The following is an 18,466-nucleotide window of genomic DNA, read 5'->3' as shown; positions in this document are numbered from 1 at the left end:
ACGCTAACCAGCATCGAGCCGGGCAGGTATTACCAGCCGATGATGAAGTCTTACGAGACGCTGACGGCTGCCCGTCACGGCCGCCGCCGGTGCCCGTCGGGCTCTAGCGTCGGCGCCGTGACCCACGTACTCGTCACCGGCGGAGCCGGCTTCATCGGGACCCACGTCGTCGCCGCGCTGCACCGGACCGGCCATCAGGTGTCCGTCGTGGACGCCGGTCACCCGGGCGCGCACCGCGCACCGCTGCCGGACACCGTGGCCGGCGCCCCGCTGCGCCAGGCCGACCTGCGCGACCGGGCCGCCGTCGCCGCCGCCCTGACCGGCGTCGACGTGGTCGTGCACCAGGCGGCCATGGTCGGGCTCGGCGTGGACCTCGACGACCTGCCCGAGTACGTCGGCTGCAACGACCTCGGCACCGCCGTGCTCCTCGCCGAGATGGCCCGCGCGGGCATCCACCGGCTCGTGCTGGCCAGCTCGATGGTGGTCTACGGCGAGGGTGCCTACAGCTGCGTCCGGCACGGCGCGGTACGCCCCGCCCCACGCGCCGCCACCGACCTGGCCGCCCGCCGCTTCGAGCCCGCCTGCTCCGCCTGCGGTGCCGCCCTGGAGCCGGGACTCGTCGACGAGGAGGCGCCACTGGACCCGCGCAGCGGGTACGCCGCCACCAAGGTGGCGCAGGAGCACCTCACGGCGGCCTGGTGCCGGCAGACCGGTGGCACCGCGGTGGCGTTGCGGTACCACAACGTCTACGGGCCCGGCATGCCGCGCGACACGCCGTACAGCGGCGTTGCGGCGATATTCCGCTCCGCGCTGGCGGCGGGCCGGGCCCCGCGCGTGTTCGAGGACGGCCGACAGCGACGCGACTTCGTCCACGTCGACGACGTGGCGGCGGCCAACCTCGCCGCGGTGACGGCCACCGGCAGCCGCACCGGCTGGCGGGCCTACAACGTCGCCTCCGGCCGGCCGGCCAGCATCGGCGAGATGGCCGCCGAACTCGCCCGGGCCACCGGCGGGCCCACGCCGGTGGTCACCGGCGAGTTCCGGCTCGGCGACGTACGCCACGTGGTCGCCTCACCGGCCCGTGCGGAGGACGAACTCGGGTTCCGCGCGGCGGTCCACCTCGCCGACGGAGTCCGGCAGTTCGCCCACGCACCGCTGCGCGGATGAGCACACCGCTGCTCGTCCGGCTGCGGCGTACCACCGCACGGGCCGACCTGATCGCCGTCGGCGTCGCCGTCGGACTGTTCGCCGCCGCCGCCGGTGTCGGTGCCCTGCTGCACCTGCTGGGACGTCCGGTGCACGCCAGTGCGGCACCGCTGTTCGCGCACTGGCGACCCCACGTCGGCCCGGGAACCCCGCTGGCCGTGGCGGTGGCCGTCCTGGTCTGCTGGCGCGGACCCGCCCTGGCGGCCCGGCTGCCGTGGCGGCGGCTGCTCGTCCTGTCCTACGCCACCGCGCTGGCGTGGACGCTGTCCCTGGCCCTGGTCGACGGCTGGCAACGCGGCATCGCCGGCCGGCTGAGCACCCGCCACGAGTACCTGCACGAGGTGCCCGGCGTCACCGACATCCCGGCCATGCTGGGCACCTTCACCACCCGGATCCTCGACTTCCAACCGGACTCCTGGACCACCCACGTGTCCGGGCACCCGCCCGGAGCGCTGCTGGTGTTCGTCTGGCTGGACCGGGTCGGGTTGGGCGGTGGCGGCTGGGCGGGGACGCTGTGCATCCTGACGGCGGCGCTCACCGCCGTCGCCGTGCCACACACCGTGCGGCTGCTCGGCACCGACGACGCGGCGCGCGCGGTGCTGCCGTTCGCGGCGTTGTTCCCGGGAGCGGTCTGGTCCGGCGTGTCCGCCGACGGCCTGTTCGCCGGGGTGACCGCCACCGGCGTCGCGCTGCTGGCGTACGGCGTCGCCCGGGGCAGCGCGCTCGGCGCGCTCGGCGGCGGCGCGCTGCTGGGCTTCGGCTGCTACCTCTCCTACGGGCTGGTGTTGATGGTTCCGGTCGCGGTGGCCGTGGTGGTCCTGGGCCACCGGCACCGGTGCACCGCCTGGTGGGCGCTCGGGGGTGCGGCGCTCGTGGCGGGCGCGTTCACGGTCGCCGGCTTCGACTGGCTGACCGGCTACCACCTGGTCGTCGAGCGCTACTACCAGGGCATCGCCAGCCGACGCGCGTACGGCTACTGGGTCTGGGCCAACCTGGCGATCGTCACCGTCGCCGCCGGCCCGGCGGTCGCCGTCATCCTCCGCCGCGCGGGGGTCGCCGGATGGCGGGCGGTCTCGTCGCGGCGGCCGGGCAGTGGTCTGCCGCGACCGCGGCACGGCACCCTCGGGTACGCCTGTTGGCTGCTGCCGCTCGCCGCGGCGGCGGCGATCGTCGCCGCGGACCTGTCCGGCTACAGCAAGGCCGAGGTCGAACGCATCTGGTTGCCCTTCACCGGGTGGCTCATGGCCGGCGCCGCCCTGATTCCCGCCACCGGCCGCCGTACCTGGCTCACCGCGCAGGCAGCGGTGGCCCTCACGATCAACCACCTGCTGCTGACCACGTGGTAGGCGGCCGTGACCCGGCCGGTAGCGAACTGGAGGTGAGCGTGTCCCCATCCGCGGAACTCGCCGTCATCGGCGGCTCGGGACTCTACGCGCTGCTCGACGGCGCGACCGAACACGTCGTCCGGACACCGTACGGTGCGCCCTCCGACGCGGTGACGATCGCCGAGGTCGGCGGCCGTAGCGTGGCGTTCCTGCCCCGGCACGGCCGCGATCATCGGCATCCCGCGCACCGGATCCCCTACCGGGCCAACCTGTGGGCGCTGCGGTCGCTCGGGGTGCGCCAGGTGCTCGCGCCGTGCGCCGTCGGTGGCCTGCGGCCGGACCTCGGGCCCGGCACGTTCGTGGTACCCGACCAGCTCGTCGACCGGACCAGCGGCCGGGTGCAGACGTACTACGAGCAGGGCGCGGTGCACGTCTCCTTCGCCGATCCGTACTGTCCGGTCGGTCGGCGTACCCTGCTGGCGGCCGCCACCGGCCGGTCGGTGCCCGCCCACGACGGCGGGACGATGGTGGTGGTGGAGGGGCCACGTTTCTCGACCCGCGCCGAGTCCCGGTGGTATGCGGCGATCGGCGGCGCGGTCATCAACATGACCGGCCACCCGGAGGCGGTCCTCGCCCGGGAACTGGCCCTCTGCTACAGCTCCATCGCCCTGGTGACCGACCTGGACGCCGGTGTGCACAGCGGTCACGGGGTGACCCAGCAGGAGGTGTTCCGGGTCTTCGGTGAGAACACCGAGCGGCTGCGCGGGCTGCTGCTCGACGCGGTCGCCGCACTTCCGGTCGAGCGGGACTGTCCCTGTCCGCACAGCCTGGACGGCATCACCCTCCCGATCGAGCTGCCCTGACCCGCGGCCGGAACCTTGTTCGTCCGGCTCACCGGGGCCGCCTCCTACCTGGTGGCGGCCGGCTGAGCCGGTGACCGGGCCGCTCCGGGCCGAGTCGATCAGGTCCATCCGGATACCTCGGGACCGGTGCTCGGGTCGGTGAAGCGAAGTCGGTAGATCGCGGGCATCGGCATCCGCCGCACCGTGGCCCAGCTGACGGGCACGCCGAAACCGGCCAACGCCCGGCAGACGAAGGTGCCGTGGCTGCCGACGAGCACCACCCGGCCGGCGTGGTGCTGGGCGAGTGCCCGCAGGGCGGCGACGGCACGGATGCCGAGCTGCTCGAGGCTCTCACCGCCCGGGCGGGCGTGGGACAGATCCGTCCAGCTCTTGACGTAATGCGACTCCCAGACCTCGGTGAAGGCAAGGCCGTCGTCCCACTCGCGCAGGTCGGTCCGGGTGCGTACGGGCAGGCCGAGCGCGTCGGCGGTCGGCTGGACGGTCTGGATCGCGCGCCGGTACGGGCTGGACCAGACCGCCGCCGGTCGTGGCTCGCTGAGCGCGGGCACCAGCTCCTGCGCCTGCCGCAGCCCGTCCCTGGTCAGCGGGCGGGTGAAGTCGTCCGGACCGTCGGCGGTCGGCGGGACGGACCGGGCGTGCCGGACCAGCACGATCTCGGTCGGCGGCCGGATGGCGCTCACCTCCGACCCCAGAGGTCGTGGGAATTCCTGCCGGGTCGGAAGCCGTGCGCCTGGGCCAGCTGCGCGGCCTCCCGGAAGCCGTGTCCGACGAAGGCCGGTAGGTGGGCGTCGCTGCCGAAGGTGATCGCGTCGCCGCCCTCCTCGTGCCACCAGCCGAGCACGGTCGCGTGCAACGGCAGCCGGGTGTTCACCTCCAGCGCCCGACCGGACAGCGCGGTCACCCGCAACGCCTCGCGGAACTCGTCCTCGAAGACGGTGGGATCGAAGGGGCCGACGTCGTCGGTCGGCCAGGAGCGGACCGGATAGTCGATGTGCGCCAGCACGTCGAACGTGTCGCTGGTGGTGACCATGGTGGCGACGTCGGCGAGGTACGCGCGGACCACCTCGTACGGATCGCGGTGCGGGTAGATCGCCCAGGGCTCGGCGAAGCCGCCCTGATCGGGCAGCGTGTGCAGGGAACCGAGGAGGCGGTCGAACCGGCCGGTGGCCAGCACCCGCGCGATCTGATCGGCGTGGCGATGGGGCTCACCCAGCTCAAGACCGCTGAGGATGCGCAGCTGGGGGAACCGCTCCCGGCAGCGTTCCACCGCTTGCAGATATCCGGCCGCGTCGAAGGCGGGCGGCGTCAGTGTCCCGCCCGGGTCGGCGAGCGAGGTGAGGTGGTCCGAGACGTACGGACCCTCGGTCGCGACCCGCCACGCGGTGTGGTCCAGGTGTTCGGTGAAGGCGATCGCCGGCAGACCGAGTTCGACGGCCCGCGCGCACGACCCTTCCATGTCACCGACCCGGGTGTCCCACGACCACTCGCTGTGCACATGGCTGTCCGGGGGCAGCGGCATCGGACGACCTCCGTTGTCGGCGGGTGTCGGACGCGGTCGGGCACCTGCCCGGTCGGCCGATCGGATGGTCGATCCGGACGGTCGGCCATTTCCATGTGCGACGGGCGTCCCATGCCGCATAGGAAGGTGCCATGGCCAACGAGGTGACCGTACCCCTGCTGCCGTGTCCGTCCGTCGACGACGTCGTCGCCTTCTATCAGGTGCTGGGCTTCCACCCGACGTACCAGCAGCGCAAACCCAACCCGTACGCGGCGTTGCGGCGGGAGGACCTGCACCTGCACTTCTTCGAGATCGCCGGTTTCGACCCGGAACAGTCGTACGGCTCCTGTCTCGTCCTCACCACTGACATCGAGGGGCTGCACCGGGCCTTCGCCGCCGGCATGCGGGCCGCGTACGGCAAGGTGCTGGTGTCCGGGACACCGCGGCTCACTCGTGCAGGAGCTGCTCGCGGAGGATGTCGGCGTGCCCGCAGTGCTGGGCGAGTTCGCGCAGCACGTGCAGATACACCCACCGCAGTGGCAGCGGGCCGCGCCGGTTGCCGGGCAAAATGTCGTCCAGCCCCAGGGACGACGTCGCCTGGCGGGACGCCGCGCAGGCCTCGCGGTGCGCCTGCTGGACGCTGGCGATCGTGTCGTCGTCGTCGAGGACGAACGATTCGTCCGGCGTCGCCGGGATGCCGATCTCCGCGCGCGACCGGCCCGTGACGGCCTCGTCGAACCAGACCTTCTCCACGAAGGTCGCGTGCTTCACCAGACCCAGCAGCGTGGTCCGGGAGACCACCAACGACCGGCGTGCCTGTTCCTCGGTCAGCCCGTCCAGGCAGCTGGTCAGCGCCCTGCGGTGCTCGTCGATGAACGTCTCGAACTGGGCCTTCGCCGGCTGTGCGACGACCTGGTCGGCGAAGGTGGGTGGATAGGACGGCATGCAAGAAGCATCCCACGACCGGGTCGACGAAGCATCGCCGGTGCCCGAGGCCGACCCGGTCCGGCCGGGCAGCGTAATTCGGTCGCGTGCGGCTCCACCTGCGAGGACGATACGGCGATGCCCGGTGTGCCTGAGGGATTCACCTACCGCCTCCGCAAGAACGGTGAGGTGGAACTGCTCCACCACGGCCGCCCCGCCGTGGTGCTCAGGGGCGCCGCCGCGGCCCGATTCCTGCTCGACGTGCACGAGGAAGATCCGCAGGAGTTGATGGCGCGCCTCACCGGCAACTACCGACGCGGCAACGAGCGGACGGCCAGGAACCACCCCCGCAACCGACGCCGGTAGCGCGCGTCGGCGCGCCGTGGCACCATCCCGACGTGGCGCCCGGGCTGCGCCCCAGCGAGTCGGAGACCTTCCGCCAGATCGCCGACGTGCTGGCCACCGGCGATCCCACCCGGTACGCCCCCGGCGCACCGCCGAACACCCACTGGTCCGAGTGGCCGGAGTCCGGGAATCTGTAGCCGGGTCGTCAGACGTCGGCTTCGAGGGCGAAGGTGTTGCCGTCCGGATCCTGGAACCACGCGATGCGCCCACCGCCGGCCCGCGCGGTGATTCCCCTGGCGTCATGTTCCAACTGGTCGTACCGAATGATCTCGACGCCGGACGAGACGAGCTCGTCGACGATCTGGTCGATGTCGTCGACGTACCAGGTCGCGAGTGTCGCGGGGCTCTTTCCGGCGGTGACCGACTGGTAGACATTCAGGGCCGGCCTGCCCCCGCAACCATAGATGCGGCTGCCGTCGGGGATGTCCGCGCTGGGTCCGGACCGCACTGCCTGAAGGCCGAGTTTGCCTTCGTAGAACGCGACTGCCCGTTCGATGTCGGACACCGCGATTGACGCTCTGAGGTCGTACCTGCGCAACGGCATGAGCCACTGTCGCACAGAGCCAGGTGACGAGCGCCACACGGCAGCATCGAATGGTCATTCGGGGTAGCCGACCAGCGGGCTTATCAGCATGATTCTGCGTCGCGGATCGGCCGACAGCCATCCCGTTGCCTGCTCGCCGGGAAGCAGCGCGGTCCAAGGGATCTCCGCACGCGTCCGCGCGCCCCGGCCGATGCGCAGCACGAACCGCCAAGGCTCCTGGCCACTGGGCCCGGACCAGGCCCGGCCACGGATACACGGATCGGCGGTCAGTAACTCGTACTGCTCGGCTACCAGACCATCACACCAGTACCACCGAAGACGCCGGTCCGCGAAGCCCTGGAACTCGGCGCGGATGCGGAACTCCATCCGTGTCCAGAAGTCCTGCTCATCCATAGCGACCTCACCGACAACCGGGTGCCACCGCACCGTACGCCACATTCGACGACTTGGCGCGCCTATCCTCTATCCGGCGGCCACCGCCGCGTCATGGTCGAGCCGCCCAGCCGCTCATGACCGACAGGCTGCCGCCGCCCGCGTACATTGCGCTCAAACCAAGAGTCAGGCGAGGACGGGTCAGTGAGTGACGTTCCGGATCTCGGTCCGCTGCCGCAGCGCGTCACCGTCGACGCGGAGCAGGTGCGTCGGCTCATCGCCGACCAGTTCCCGCACCTGGCCGACCTCCCGATCGAGCCGGTGGCCAACGGCGGTTGGGACAACTGGACCTTCCACCTCGGCTCCGACATGCTCGTGCGTCTGCCCAGCGCTGCCGAGTACGCCCTGGCGGTCGACAAGGAGCATCGGTGGCTGCCCACCCTCGCCGATCGGCTGCCGCTGCCCATCCCGATCCCGGTGGCGAGAGGCAAGCCGGACGCGGGCTATCCGCACCCGTGGTCGATCTACCGCTGGCTCGACGGCGAGCCGGCCAGCTCGGACCGTATCGCCGACCCGGTGCGATTCGCGGTCGACCTGGCCGAGTTCCTGGCGGCCCTGCAAGCCGTCGACGCCGCTGGTGGTCCGCGGCCGGGGGTCCACAACTGGTTCCGGGGCGGCACCCTGCGCACCTACGAGAAGATGGTCGAGCAGGCGCTCGTCGAGTTGGGCGACCGCGTCGACGCCGAGCTGGTGCGCGAGATCTGGGCGACGGCCCTCGGCGCCCGCTGGGACGGTGTCGACCGCTGGTTCCATGGTGACGTCGCCCAGGGAAACTTGCTCCTTGCTGACGGCCAGTTGGCGGCCGTCATCGACTTCGGGACGTGCGGCGTCGGCGACCCGGCCTGCGATCTCGCGATCGCCTGGACGCTGCTGACCGCCGATGGCCGGCAGGCATTCCGTACCCGGCTGTCGGTGGATGACGCGACGTGGGCGCGTGGCCGTGGCTGGGCCCTCTGGAAAACCCTCGCCACCTGCTCCTACACGTTCGACGCTGTTGAGGACGCGGCAGAGTACGCGGACGGCCAACGTATCCTCGCCGAGATCGTTGCCGAGTACCGGGCCAGCAGTGTCATCGAGCCCCGCCCGCCACGGTGACATCCGCTTCCGCAGGCCCTCGGCCCCCGGCCGGAACACTAGGTTGGACCAGATGCGCACCATCGCGAGCGACCGCCTGCTGCTGCGTCCCTGGCGTGACGAGGACGCCGACTTCCTGCTGGACCTCGAGTCGCGCTGGGAGGTCGTGCGGTTTCTCGGCGCGCAGCCGACAACCATGAACAGCCGCGAGGAGGCTCTCGCCTCGATCGCACGCCGACGCGCCATCGACGATCCGGTGCACGGGATCTGGGCCATGACCACCGCTACCGACGGCCAACTGGTAGGAAACCTTCTGCTCAAACCGGTTCCCCTGTCGGTTGGCGAACCTGCCGGCGGGCCGGCCGATGTCGAGATCGGCTGGCACCTGCATCCGGACGCCTGGGGACACGGCTACGCCACCGAAGCAGCGGCGGCGGCTCTGAACGACGTGTTCGGCCGAGGTCTGACGAGGGTCATCGCGGTCACGAATCCGGACAACCATGCCTCCCAGGCGGTCTGCCGCCGGCTCGGCATGACGCGCCTCGGCCAAACGACGAGGTACTACGACACGACGACCGAGCATTTCGAGAAGCTGGCCGGCTGATCGGCACATCGACCCGTCGCCGGGCTGCACGAGAAGATCGCGGCAAAGTAGCCGTGCCTCCGGCACCAGGCCGGTACCTCGCGCAAAGCTGGCGTCACGGCTGAGGTCAGCGCGGTGACCAGGACCCGGAATCCGGTGGATGACCGCCAGCCGGATCGGCGATGATCTCGGGCGTGGACGTTCGGGACAGGCAGGTTCGGGCTCGGTACACCGCCGACACCGTCACCGTCTACCAGGCGTACCCGCCGGAGATCGCGGTGCCGGCGCTGGCGGCCGGGCGGTTCGTGGCGCCGTTCAAACGGGACCGGATGACCTGGATCAAGCCGTCGTTCCTGTGGATGATGTATCGGTGCGGGTGGGCGTCCAAGCCCGGCCAGGAGCGGGTGCTGGCGGTCGAGATCCGGCGCAGCGGCTTCGAGTGGGCTCTGGCGGCAGCCGGCCTGAGTCACTTCGACCGAAGCGTGTACCCGGACCGTGCCGCGTGGACGCGGCGGGCGCAGACCAGTCCGGTGCGGGTGCAGTGGGATCCCGAGCGGTCGCTGCGCCTCGGACCGCTGCCGTACCGGTCGTTGCAGGTGGGGCTGTCCGGCGAGGCGGTCGACCGTTACCTCGACGAGTGGATCGTCGCCATCGCCGAGGTGACCGGCCTGGCGCACGCGATACGTGATCGACTTGTCGCCGGCGATGACGCCGGTGCCGCAGCCCTGCTACCCACCGAGCGGGTCTATCCGCTGCCGGCCGAGATCGGGGCCGTGATCGGCGCTGATCCGTCCGGTGCCGCCGACGGCGGCTCGCCATGAGCCACGCCGAGACGCTGAGCGCCCGGTTCCGCGCCCTGGCGGTCGGCCCGCCGCCACCACCCTGGCACCACCCTGCGACCGCGCCCGACGGCCTGGCGGTCGGTGCTGATCGCCTCCAGTTGCGGCATCACCATTCTCACCCGAGCCTGACCCGGACCTTGGTGGAGTCCTCTTTGGGCCTTCCCGAGTGCCGTCCCTGGACGTCGATCGTCGCTCGCTACGGTGCCGGTTCCAGCACGACGACCGGGATCTGGCGGCTGGTCTTCCGCTCGTAGTCGGCGAAGAACGGGTACGCCGCCTTCTGCGCGCTCCAGATCCGCTCCCGCTCGTCTTCGGCGGCGACCCGGGCGACCAACTCGACCGTGTCCGTGCCGATCTCCGCTCGCGTGCGCGGATGCGCGAGCAGGTTGTGATACCAGTCGGGGTTGGTGGGCGCGCCGGCCTTGGAGGCGAACACGGCATAGCCACCGTCCACCTTCTGGTACATCATCGGGTGTACGCGGGGCTGGCCGCTCTTGGCGCCGACCGTGTGCAACAGCAGCAGCGGCTGGCCAGCGAAGTGCCCGCCCACCTGACCGCCGTTGGCGCGAAACTCGGCGATGACCTTGTCGTTCCAGTCGCTCATGTCTTCCCCTCGACCAGTTCCGTACCGGCTCGTTGAGTCCGATTCTGACAGTCCCGCCGCACCATGACACTGACAATCGCCCCTCGACCGTGGCGCCATCCACGCCGCAGCCGGCCGCAGCCGCACTCTTTCCCGCAGCGGCGCGCTGGTTCGATCCGACGGGCTGGGCATCCGCTTCGCGCCGGTACGGTGTGCCGGTGGAAACCTTGGCCCAGGTGGCCTCCAAAGCCACGCTCGATCGGTTGCTGTGCCACCCCAGACTGCCGTTGATCGCCGGCTGGGACGCCGACCGCCCGGCGATCCGGATCTGGGAGTACGCGGTCGGGCAGTTGCGTGAGGTTGGCGGCTTCGGCGCGGACTCGGCCGGCTATGACGCCGTGGGCCATGACCGGTTCGAGCGGACACCGTCTGCCGCCTGGCATCCCGGTGAGCCGCGGCTGGTGGTAGTGGATGGCGCCAGCACGGTCTGCTGGACTCCCTCGGGTACCACTGCGATCGACGGCGTTGCGCCGACCGCACACCAACGGGATGTGGCGTTCAGTCCGGACGGTCAGACGCTCTGGCTGTCGCCCGGCGGCGGCGAGGACGGCTGGGGCTCCTCCATCGTTCTCGACATCGCCTCCGGCGCAACCACGGTCGGCCCGCAATGGGACACCGGAGTCGCGGCGCACCCGGGCGGTGGCCTGGTGGCCACCCTGCAGAGCGATCAGGGCGCCACCCTGGTGCTCTTCTGCCGGGACACCGAGGCTGTGCTGCGGCCTATGCGGCGGGCGCTGATCCTCGACTGCGACGGCTACGAGACGCCGATCTTCAGCCCGGACGGGCGGCATTTCGCGGTACGGGGCAACGCCTACGACAACTCACTTGAGCTGTTCGAGTTCCCGTCGCTGCGCCGGGTGCTTGGCCTGGTGCTCGGCGAGCCCAGTCCGGGGTACCCGTACCCGCAGGAGTGGCTGGACGGAATGCACGCCTGGTCGCGCCAGAACGTCGCGTTCGGGCCGGGTGTTCTCTGGATCGGTACGCCGGAGGGTGCGGTCGTCGAGTTCGAGATCGACGGACAACAGGTGACCGAGCACGAGGTGCTACCCGGGTCGAGGGTGACCGCCCTGGCGGCCTTCGCCACCGGCGAGCTGATCGTCGCCGGCGGCGGCACGCTTCTGGTGCTGTCGGGGAGACGGACCAGCCCAGCCGGGGCGTCAGCCGCCGCGGTCACCGAGTTCCTCGCCGGGACCGTTGAGGCCCCGGTCATCGAGGTGGACCAGCTTGACCTGACCGACGGAATCCGGACCTGGCAGTCGGATGATCTGGAGATGGTCACCGACGCGTCAGACAGCGACCCGTCGTGGCTGCGGATCCGGGCTGCCATGAATGGGCGCACCTGATCGCGACGCGGAGGCGTCAGGCGACGAGCAGGCGGAGACCGAGCTCTGCCGTGTCGAGGGCGAGCAGGTCTCGGTTGCGCTCAGCCCACCGACCCGAGGACAGGTCGTCACGGAGTCCGCTGACCGCCCGCTGCTCGGCCTGCGGTCCGACCCTGGTCCACACCGACACCGCGCGGCGGACGTGTTCGTCCAGGTACGCCTCGGGCCGGCGCCAGTACGCCTCGAAGAACCCGTCGACGCAGTCCCACGGCACCAGCACCGGCTCGGCGCGTCCGCCGATCGCGCCGGTCAGGTCGGCCAGCGACGGCCAACCGACGAGCAGGTCAGCGAATTCGGGCAGATAGTCGCGGGTGAGCCAGAACCGCTGCCGCCAGCGGGTGTCGTCGGCGTCGTAGGTGAAGACCACCACGCGGCGGGCCACCCGTCGCATCTCGCGCAGCCCGGCGACCGGGTCGGGCCAGTGGTGGACGGTGCTGACCGCCATCGCGGCGTCGAAGGACTGGTCCTCGAACGGCAGGCGCTCCGCGGCCGCGGCCACGCACGGTGCCGCGCCCGGGGGCCGCTGCGCCCGCATGACCGCCGACGGTTCCACCGCCGTGACGTCGCGGTCGGGTGGTTCGTACGAGCCGGTGCCGGCTCCGACGTTCAGCACCGTCCGGGCGTCACCCAGGGCGGCCCAGATGCGCGCGGCGATCCGTGGCTCGGTGCGCCGGGTCGCCGGGTAGGCGGATCCGATGGCGTCGTACAACTGCGTCCCGAACACTCTCAACTGTTCCTCCGGTGTCGTCCGAATTCCCCTCGCTCGCGCGTCCAGCTCCCCGTCGATGGCCGTCACCATGGCGGCAGCGCGATCGCGCTGATCGATCAGCAGGCCCCGCAGCCGGCACAGGTGCGCGACCGCGTCGGTGGTCGGATCGTCGACCAGCTCCGCGATCTCCCGCAGCCCGAAGCCGAGCCGCCGGTAGGTGAGCACCTCCCGGAGCCGCTCCACATCGTCGGCGGAGTAGGCGCGGTGTCCGGCCGAGGTGCGGGTGGACGGTTCGAGCAGGCCGATCTCGTCGTAGTGGTGCAGGGTGCGGACGCTGACGCCGGCCAGCTCCGCGACCCGTCCCACGGTCAGTTGCTCCGCCATGGCACGACTATCGGGCATCACGCCGCGTGAGGAGCAAGGGTTGGCTGCCGCGTGGTCGCCGGTCGCGGTGCCCGATGTCCGCCGCGCGCCACCCGCAGGTCCTGTTGCCTACCCTGATCGCGGGGAAGCTCGCAGGGCCAGCGTCTGGCGCGGCGACATCGCGATCGAGTTGCCGGGGCTCGCGACGCCGGTGCAGCTCTTCGTGTTCGGCGTGGTGGTCAGCATGTGGGACGCGCAGGCCGCCGCCGGAGCCGCCTGAGGCTCCACGACGCGGCGGCACGGGTCAACGCGGCGCGCACCAGGTGAACAGATTTCACCGCTTGCCGCGCGTCAGGAGCAGGTCGAGGCCTTCGCACGAATGCGGCCGTATTCGGCCAGGGCGTGGAAGGCGGCCTTCGGCGTCCACGAGCCGTCCGGCAGCACCCGTACGATCCCGCGCGCGGCCAGGTCGTAGTCGTGCGCCGGGTCTTCCGTGGTCGGTAGGTGCCGGTTCGCGAACGTGTACACGAACGCCGCCTCCACCCCGCCACGCTCGTAATCGCGCAGCAGATCCAGCAGGTAGCGGGCCTGGCCCTGCTCGTCACGTTCCAGCTCGGTGGTGAGCCGCGTGGCACGGCCCTGCTCGTCGTATTCCACCGGCTCCGTCGCGCCCGCGACGTCGGCCGCGCCGCGGAAGGTGCAGCAGCCGAACTCGGTAACCGCGTACGGCTTGCCCTGCCCCACCGCCGCGGCCAGGGTCTGCGGAAACGCCGCGGCGTTTGTCGCGTCACGGTAGCCGGCGTCGCTGGCGCTGATGTCGAACGGCGTCCAGTCGACACCCTCCAGCGGGATCGAGGCGTAGCCGACGCGGCCGCCGAAGCGTTCCCGCACCCCGGGCACCACCTCGGCGAGGAAGTCGCGTACGGCGGCTCGGGCAACCGGGACCGCCTCCCGCATCCGCATCGGATCCGCGAACAGTGCCAGCCGCTCGGCCAGGTCGCGACCGGGCAGGAAACCGTCGGTGAACAGGGAGATCTCGGAGCCGGTGAGGTACACGACCGAGGCGCCGGTACGGCGGAGCCGCTCGGCCCGCTCGGCGCCGTCGAGCAGGAACGCCATCAGTCCGGCGCGGTCGAGGCCGTTGGTGAAGGGGGAGTACCACACCTCGAGCCCCGTCTCGGCGGCGAGTCGCGCGGCCAGCTCCAGTCGATCCTGGACACCGCCGGTGATGCGTACCGCGTCGCAGCGCAACTCCTCGCGGATGACGCGCAGGTCGCGCCGTACCGTCTCGGGATCGAACGGCTCGTGGGTGGTGGAACCGGCGCTCACGAAGCCGGTGTCGTAGTTCATGCCGAAGACGCGCACGGCAGCTCTCCTCACCAAAGGGTACGTGGCGTACCTTATAGGGTACGTCTAGTACCCTGCAAGGCATGGGCACCAGACGCCGGGGCGAGGAACTGGAAGGGGCGATCCTGCGGGCGGCGGCGGAGGAACTACGCCGGTCCGGCTACGCGGGGATGACCATGGACCGGGTCGCCGCCCGGGCGGGGACCAACAAGAACGCCATCTACCGCCGATGGCCGCATCGGGCGGCGTTGGGCATCGCCGCGTACCGCCATCTCTCCGACGTCGCGATGCCGAACCCCGACACCGGCACCCTGCGGGGCGACGCGCTCGAGATGCTGCGGAAGGCGAACGAGACGTGGTCCTCGCCGCACGGAGCGGTCCTGCGCAGCCTGCTGGCCGCGGCGGCGGACGACCCGGCGCTGCTCGACCTGATGCGCCAACGGTCAGGCGCGGACACCATGGACCGCGCCTGGCTGACCATGCTCGACCGGGCGGTCGCTCGCGGTGAGGCACCGCCGACGGCCGTGCACCCGCGGGTCGCGGCGACGCCGATGATGCTGCTGAGAGCCGAGTACGCGATGCGCGGCACCCCTCCGGTTCCCGACGAGACCCTGGTCGAGATCGTCGACGAGGTCTTCCTGCCGCTCGTACGCGGTCGCGTCTGACCCCCTCGGCGGTGGGGTGGTCCGACGCGGGCGGGCCGGGGCCGGGGCGGGGCTACGCTGACCGGGTGCGGTTGGTCATCATGGCAGACACCCACCTGCCGAAACGTGCCCGTGACCTGCCGCCCGGGCTGTGGGCCGCCGTCGACGCCGCAGACCTGGTCATCCATGCCGGCGACTGGGTCAGCGCCGCCCTGCTCGACGACCTGGAGCGGCGCAGTGCCCGGCTGATCGGCGTGCACGGCAACAACGACGGTCCCGACCTGCGGGCCCGACTGCCGGAGATCGCCCGCGCGGACATCGGCGGGATGCGGATCGCGGTGGTGCACGAGACCGGGCCGGCCAGCGGCCGGGAGCGGCGGTGCGCGGCTCGCTTCCCCGACTGCGACCTGCTCGTCTTCGGCCACTCCCACATCCCCTGGGACAGCGAGGCCCCCGGCGGCCTGCGGTTGCTCAATCCCGGCTCGCCGACCGACCGGCGCCGTCAGCCGTACGCGACGTACCTCACCGCCGAACTGGCCGACGGTCGGCTCGACGCCGTCACGCTGCACGAGGTGCCGCGCTAGCGCCGCGTCCCCACACCGCTCCCATCGAATCGTGCCGCTCGGCGCGGTCGGCCGTGCCGCCGACAAGCGCCAGTCGACCGTTGCGGACGAGGCACGAGCCGCCGCCGGGCCGTGCGCCGACCTAGTCTGGGAGACATGCCGAAAGCCGTCTGGAACGACCTGGTCATCGCCGAGAGCCCGGACACCGTCGTGGTCGAGGGCAACCACTACTTTCCCCGTGCCGCGCTCCGCGACGACCTGCTGCGGGACTCCGACACCCACACGGTCTGCCCGTGGAAGGGCACCGCGTCGTACTACACGCTGGAGCACGACGGGCAGACCAGCGTGGACGCGGTCTGGTACTACCCGCAGCCGCTGCCCGAGGCCGAAATGATCCGCGACCGGGTCGCGTTCTGGAAGGACGTCAAGGTCGTCGGCGACGACTGACGTCGGATCATCGTCGCGCGCCGTCCCGTCCGCCGGTCCGGAGGCTGGCGCGAACGAGGTTACGTGCCAGCTCGGTGCTTTCCCCGAGGGTGTCGAGGGCGAGTGGTCGGGTGGCGAGAGCGCCCTCGTGCAGCACGAGGAGCCGGGTGGCGAGAGGCACGGGCCGCGCGCAGCCCGCCGCGGTGGCGAGGTCGCCGAACAGAGCCAGCAACCAGTGCTTCTGGTTCGCGGCGATGCGGTGGGCGGGATGGGCCGGGTCGGGCAGTTCGGCGAGCGCGTTGATGAACGCGCAGCCGCGGGTGCTGGTCCTGCCCCAGCTCCGCAGCGCGTCGAACGGTGCGGTGACCGCCTCGACCGGATCATCGCACGCGTCGACGGTGTCGCGCACGAGTGCGCGCCAGCGCTGGTCGCGCTCGGTGAGATACGCGGTCACCAGGTGGTCTTTCGAGCCGAACTGGTTGTACAGGGTCCGTTTGGTCAGACCCGAGTGCTCGGCGATGAGATCCACGCCGACGGCGGTGATGCCACGCTCGTAGAAAAGCTCCTCGGCGGCCGCGAGGATCCGCTGGCCAGCCCGGGTCCGGGCCCGCGTTTCCGGCATCGGGGGCTCCTCCGCACCGATCGCTGTACGGTTGTGGTTCACAGATCAGTGTACTTGCGGAGGGGGCAGCCATGGCGGTGCCGACGACGATGCGTGCCATGCGGATCGCCCGGCACGGTGGGCCGGACGTGCTGACCGAGGCGGAGGTGGCGGTGCCCGCCCTGGCGGCGGGGGAGGTGCTGGTCCGGGTCAGCGCGGTGGCGGTGAACAACACCGACCTGTGGACCAGGGAGGGCGCCTACGGCCGCCCGGGGGATCCGACGGCGCGGTCGGGCTGGCGGGGGCCGATCGAGTTCCCCCGCATCCAGGGCGCCGACGTGGCCGGACGGGTCGTGTCCGTCGGGCCCGGCGTGGACGCCGGCCTCGTCGGACGCCGCGTGGTCGTCGATCCGGCGATCTACGACACCGACGGGCCGGACGCGAACCCGGTCGGCCTGATGGGCAGCGAACGCGACGGTGGTTACGCCGAGTACGTGACCGCACCGGCATGGCAGGTGCACGACATGACCGGGTCACCGCTCACGGACGACCAGCTCGCCGCGTTGCCCACGGCGTACGGCACCGCGCTGGGCATGATCGAGCGGGGTCGGCTGCGCCCAGGGGAGACCGTCCTGGTCTCGGGCGCCTCCGGTGGCGTGGGGTTGGCGCTGGTGCAGATCGCGCGGGCACGCGGCGCGCGGGTGCTGGCCATCAGCAGCGGGGAAAAGATCGACGCGGTGCGCGCGGCGGGGGCGCACGACGTGGTGGACCGCGCGAAGGATGTCGTCGGGCAGGTCCGCGCCGTCGCCCCGGAGGGCATCGACGTCGGGCTCGACGTCGTCGCCGGCGACCTCGTGGACGAGGGTCTGCCCCTGCTGCGCGACGGCGGTCGATGGGTCGTCGCCGGCGCGCTCGGCGGCTACCAGGTGGGCTTCGACGTGCGTCGCCTCTACCTGCACAACGCGCAGCTGATCGGCTCCGCGATGCACACCCCCGCACACTTCGAACTCCTGATGGACCTGGCCCGGCGGGGTGAGATCGCACCCGTCATCGCGACGACCTTCCCGCTGCACCAGGCCGCTGACGCCCAGGACGAACTCGCCCACCGGCGTCACGTGGGAAAGATCGTCCTGGTCCCGTAGGTCCGTCGGCGGCGACGTCCTGCCGGTCGGCCGTCACGCTGGTCCGCGGCGCAGCTCCAAGACACCCCGGTCGAGGACCGGCCGGCCCCGACCGTCGGCCGCCTGGAAGAGCGCACCACCCGGCCGCCGCCACACCAGCACGGTGAGGGTGTCGCCGGGAAACAGTGGCGCGCTGAACCGGGCGCTGATCCGGTGGATCCGGTCGGGATCCCCGTCGGCCACCGCGTGCAGCAGCGTCCGGGCGGCGAAGCCGTACGTGCACAGCCCGTGCAGCACCGGACCGGGCAGCCCGGCGGCACGGGCCACGGCCGGATCCGAGTGCAGCGGATTGCGGTCGCCGCTGAGCCGGTAGAGCAGGGCCTGATCGGCGCGGATCCGATGATGGGCGGTGTGGTCGGGCTGTCCCGCCGGCCGCTGCCCGGCGGTGACCGGTGCGCGCCGTCCGCCGAAAACGCCGGCGCCGATGACGAACATGGCCCGCTCGACGGTGGCCAGCGGAGCGCCGTCGAGGCCGTGGACCTCCGAGCGGTGGTGGACCAGGGCCCCGCTGGTCTGGTCGTACACGCCGGTGACGGTGGCGGTGACGCGGGCGTGGCCGGCGGGCGGAAGCGGCCGGTGCAGGGTCAGGGTCTCACCGGCGTGCCGGACGACGGCCGGTTCGCCGAGGTATGGCGGTTCGGCGGCGAGCAGGGTGGCGAAGGTCGGCAGCGCGGCGTGCCGGTGGCCGGTGGAGTTCTCGGTGGTGAAGCGGAGTTCGTCGGCGGGGTCGGTCTGTCCGGCACCGACGCCGAGGGCGTAGCGGATCGTGTCGGCGACGGTCCACGCCCGCTCGGTCGTCGTTCGTGGGTAACAGTTCGGTGAGCAGAGTCGGGATGGCATCGCCTGTCCGCCACTTTCAGTCACCGGCCCGGATGGCGTTGCTTCCGACCCAGATTCCGGATTCGCCGCGT

Annotated in this window: 24 protein-coding genes and 1 pseudogene; 15 read left to right on the top strand and 10 right to left on the bottom strand. The window is 71.7% G+C overall.

The features are described 5' to 3' along the window. Nucleotides 1-117 precede the first annotated feature (117 nt). From O7597_RS29845 to O7597_RS29835, 3 genes are read left to right on the top strand one after another with little or no spacing between them, the layout of a single operon-like run. Nucleotides 118-1,167, top strand: coding sequence for an NAD-dependent epimerase/dehydratase family protein (locus tag O7597_RS29845; RefSeq protein WP_269742019.1), 1,050 nt, complete (start codon nucleotides 118-120; stop codon nucleotides 1,165-1,167). After that, nucleotides 1,164-2,552 (top strand): hypothetical protein, encoded by a 1,389-nt coding sequence (locus O7597_RS29840; RefSeq protein WP_281581433.1) that lies wholly within the window; start codon nucleotides 1,164-1,166, stop codon nucleotides 2,550-2,552. Before O7597_RS29845 ends, O7597_RS29840 begins: the two co-directional genes overlap by 4 nt. 38 nt (nucleotides 2,553-2,590) lie before the next feature. Beyond that, nucleotides 2,591-3,394, top strand: a complete 804-nt coding sequence (locus tag O7597_RS29835; RefSeq protein WP_281581432.1) for an S-methyl-5'-thioadenosine phosphorylase — start codon at nucleotides 2,591-2,593, stop codon at nucleotides 3,392-3,394. Between the two features lie 98 nt (nucleotides 3,395-3,492). Here the strand turns inward: O7597_RS29835 and O7597_RS29830 are convergent, their stop codons facing one another. Then, nucleotides 3,493-4,074, bottom strand: coding sequence for a histidine phosphatase family protein (locus tag O7597_RS29830; RefSeq protein WP_281581431.1), 582 nt, complete (start codon nucleotides 4,072-4,074; stop codon nucleotides 3,493-3,495). Further along, on the bottom strand, nucleotides 4,071-4,913 hold the full coding sequence (locus O7597_RS29825) for a PHP domain-containing protein (RefSeq protein WP_281581430.1): 843 nt from the start codon (nucleotides 4,911-4,913) through the stop codon (nucleotides 4,071-4,073). The genes O7597_RS29830 and O7597_RS29825 overlap by 4 nt, the downstream gene beginning before the upstream one ends. Nucleotides 4,914-5,044: 131 nt before the next feature. On the opposite strand from O7597_RS29825, the pseudogene O7597_RS29820 reads away from it, so the two are divergent. Further along, nucleotides 5,045-5,347, top strand: a pseudogene (locus tag O7597_RS29820) (VOC family protein); the annotation flags it as partial. Here the strand turns inward: O7597_RS29820 and O7597_RS29815 are convergent. Further along, nucleotides 5,340-5,837, bottom strand: a complete 498-nt coding sequence (locus O7597_RS29815; RefSeq protein ID WP_269742015.1) for a DinB family protein — start codon at nucleotides 5,835-5,837, stop codon at nucleotides 5,340-5,342. The pseudogene O7597_RS29820 and the gene O7597_RS29815 overlap by 8 nt on opposite strands. Before the next feature lie 117 nt (nucleotides 5,838-5,954). Between O7597_RS29815 and O7597_RS29810 the strand changes: the two genes are divergently transcribed. Further along, complete coding sequence (locus O7597_RS29810) at nucleotides 5,955-6,182, top strand: hypothetical protein (RefSeq protein ID WP_269742014.1); 228 nt, start codon at nucleotides 5,955-5,957, stop codon at nucleotides 6,180-6,182. A 32-nt stretch (nucleotides 6,183-6,214) separates the two neighbouring features. Further along, entirely contained in the window at nucleotides 6,215-6,358 is a 144-nt protein-coding gene (locus tag O7597_RS29805) for a hypothetical protein (protein WP_281581429.1), read from the top strand. Nucleotides 6,359-6,366: 8 nt separating this feature from the next. Here O7597_RS29805 and O7597_RS29800 read toward each other — a convergent pair whose 3' ends face one another. Beyond that, nucleotides 6,367-6,726 carry a VOC family protein gene (locus O7597_RS29800; RefSeq protein ID WP_281581428.1) on the bottom strand — a complete coding sequence of 120 codons (360 nt, stop codon included), beginning with the start codon at nucleotides 6,724-6,726 and terminating at the stop codon, nucleotides 6,367-6,369. A gap of 93 nt (nucleotides 6,727-6,819) precedes the next feature. After that, nucleotides 6,820-7,158, bottom strand: coding sequence for a hypothetical protein (locus O7597_RS29795; RefSeq protein WP_269742011.1), 339 nt, complete (start codon nucleotides 7,156-7,158; stop codon nucleotides 6,820-6,822). A 183-nt stretch (nucleotides 7,159-7,341) separates the two neighbouring features. Here O7597_RS29795 and O7597_RS29790 point away from each other — a divergent pair, with 183 nt between their 5' ends. The 3 genes from O7597_RS29790 to O7597_RS29780 all read left to right on the top strand — a co-directional run bounded on the left by O7597_RS29790 (nucleotide 7,342) and on the right by O7597_RS29780 (nucleotide 9,675). After that, the gene (locus O7597_RS29790) at nucleotides 7,342-8,292 is read left to right on the top strand and encodes an aminoglycoside phosphotransferase family protein (protein WP_281581427.1); all 951 of its coding nucleotides are present in this window, start codon (nucleotides 7,342-7,344) and stop codon (nucleotides 8,290-8,292) included. Between the two features lie 52 nt (nucleotides 8,293-8,344). Beyond that, nucleotides 8,345-8,875: a GNAT family N-acetyltransferase gene (locus O7597_RS29785; RefSeq protein ID WP_281581426.1), complete on the top strand. Its 531-nt coding sequence runs from the start codon at nucleotides 8,345-8,347 to the stop codon at nucleotides 8,873-8,875. Nucleotides 8,876-9,048: 173 nt separating this feature from the next. Further along, entirely contained in the window at nucleotides 9,049-9,675 is a 627-nt protein-coding gene (locus O7597_RS29780) for a DUF4291 domain-containing protein (protein WP_281581425.1), read from the top strand. 217 nt (nucleotides 9,676-9,892) lie between these two features. Here the strand turns inward: O7597_RS29780 and O7597_RS29775 are convergent, their stop codons facing one another. After that, entirely contained in the window at nucleotides 9,893-10,300 is a 408-nt protein-coding gene (locus O7597_RS29775) for a nitroreductase family deazaflavin-dependent oxidoreductase (protein ID WP_281581424.1), read from the bottom strand. Nucleotides 10,301-10,497: 197 nt separating this feature from the next. On the opposite strand from O7597_RS29775, the gene O7597_RS29770 reads away from it, so the two are divergent. Next, a complete protein-coding gene (locus O7597_RS29770; RefSeq protein WP_281581423.1) occupies nucleotides 10,498-11,682 on the top strand; it encodes a hypothetical protein in 1,185 nt (394 codons plus the stop codon). A 16-nt stretch (nucleotides 11,683-11,698) separates the two neighbouring features. Here O7597_RS29770 and O7597_RS29765 read toward each other — a convergent pair whose 3' ends face one another. Further along, nucleotides 11,699-12,814: a MerR family transcriptional regulator gene (locus O7597_RS29765; protein ID WP_281581422.1), complete on the bottom strand. Its 1,116-nt coding sequence runs from the start codon at nucleotides 12,812-12,814 to the stop codon at nucleotides 11,699-11,701. Here O7597_RS29765 and O7597_RS29760 point away from each other — a divergent pair. Further along, entirely contained in the window at nucleotides 12,813-13,073 is a 261-nt protein-coding gene (locus tag O7597_RS29760; protein ID WP_281581421.1) for a hypothetical protein, read from the top strand. The two genes, O7597_RS29765 and O7597_RS29760, sit on opposite strands and share 2 nt — an antisense overlap. Before the next feature lie 71 nt (nucleotides 13,074-13,144). Here the strand turns inward: O7597_RS29760 and O7597_RS29755 are convergent, their stop codons facing one another. Continuing rightward, a complete protein-coding gene (locus O7597_RS29755) occupies nucleotides 13,145-14,158 on the bottom strand; it encodes a hypothetical protein (protein WP_281581420.1) in 1,014 nt (337 codons plus the stop codon). 65 nt (nucleotides 14,159-14,223) lie between these two features. Between O7597_RS29755 and O7597_RS29750 the strand changes: the two genes are divergently transcribed. The 3 genes from O7597_RS29750 to O7597_RS29740 all read left to right on the top strand — a co-directional run bounded on the left by O7597_RS29750 (nucleotide 14,224) and on the right by O7597_RS29740 (nucleotide 15,794). Then, nucleotides 14,224-14,805 carry a TetR/AcrR family transcriptional regulator gene (locus tag O7597_RS29750; RefSeq protein WP_269742002.1) on the top strand — a complete coding sequence of 194 codons (582 nt, stop codon included), beginning with the start codon at nucleotides 14,224-14,226 and terminating at the stop codon, nucleotides 14,803-14,805. Between the two features lie 65 nt (nucleotides 14,806-14,870). Then, nucleotides 14,871-15,368 (top strand): metallophosphoesterase, encoded by a 498-nt coding sequence (locus O7597_RS29745; RefSeq protein WP_281581419.1) that lies wholly within the window; start codon nucleotides 14,871-14,873, stop codon nucleotides 15,366-15,368. Between the two features lie 135 nt (nucleotides 15,369-15,503). After that, nucleotides 15,504-15,794 carry a DUF427 domain-containing protein gene (locus tag O7597_RS29740; protein WP_269742000.1) on the top strand — a complete coding sequence of 97 codons (291 nt, stop codon included), beginning with the start codon at nucleotides 15,504-15,506 and terminating at the stop codon, nucleotides 15,792-15,794. A 7-nt stretch (nucleotides 15,795-15,801) separates the two neighbouring features. On the opposite strand, the gene O7597_RS29735 is transcribed toward O7597_RS29740, so the two are convergent. After that, a complete protein-coding gene (locus O7597_RS29735) occupies nucleotides 15,802-16,395 on the bottom strand; it encodes a TetR/AcrR family transcriptional regulator (RefSeq protein ID WP_269741999.1) in 594 nt (197 codons plus the stop codon). Between the two features lie 71 nt (nucleotides 16,396-16,466). Between O7597_RS29735 and O7597_RS29730 the strand changes: the two genes are divergently transcribed. Continuing rightward, the gene (locus tag O7597_RS29730; RefSeq protein ID WP_281581418.1) at nucleotides 16,467-17,516 is read left to right on the top strand and encodes a zinc-binding dehydrogenase; all 1,050 of its coding nucleotides are present in this window, start codon (nucleotides 16,467-16,469) and stop codon (nucleotides 17,514-17,516) included. Between the two features lie 33 nt (nucleotides 17,517-17,549). Here O7597_RS29730 and O7597_RS29725 read toward each other — a convergent pair whose 3' ends face one another. Beyond that, nucleotides 17,550-18,395 (bottom strand): MaoC family dehydratase, encoded by an 846-nt coding sequence (locus O7597_RS29725; RefSeq protein WP_281581417.1) that lies wholly within the window; start codon nucleotides 18,393-18,395, stop codon nucleotides 17,550-17,552. Nucleotides 18,396-18,466 lie beyond the last annotated feature (71 nt).

Source organism: Verrucosispora sp. WMMC514, from assembly GCF_027497295.1.
Taxonomy (GTDB): Bacteria; Actinomycetota; Actinomycetes; order Mycobacteriales; family Micromonosporaceae; genus Micromonospora; species Micromonospora palythoicola.
The sequence above is the reverse complement of the archived record's forward strand: the minus strand, read 5'-3'. Positions and strand labels throughout refer to the sequence as shown.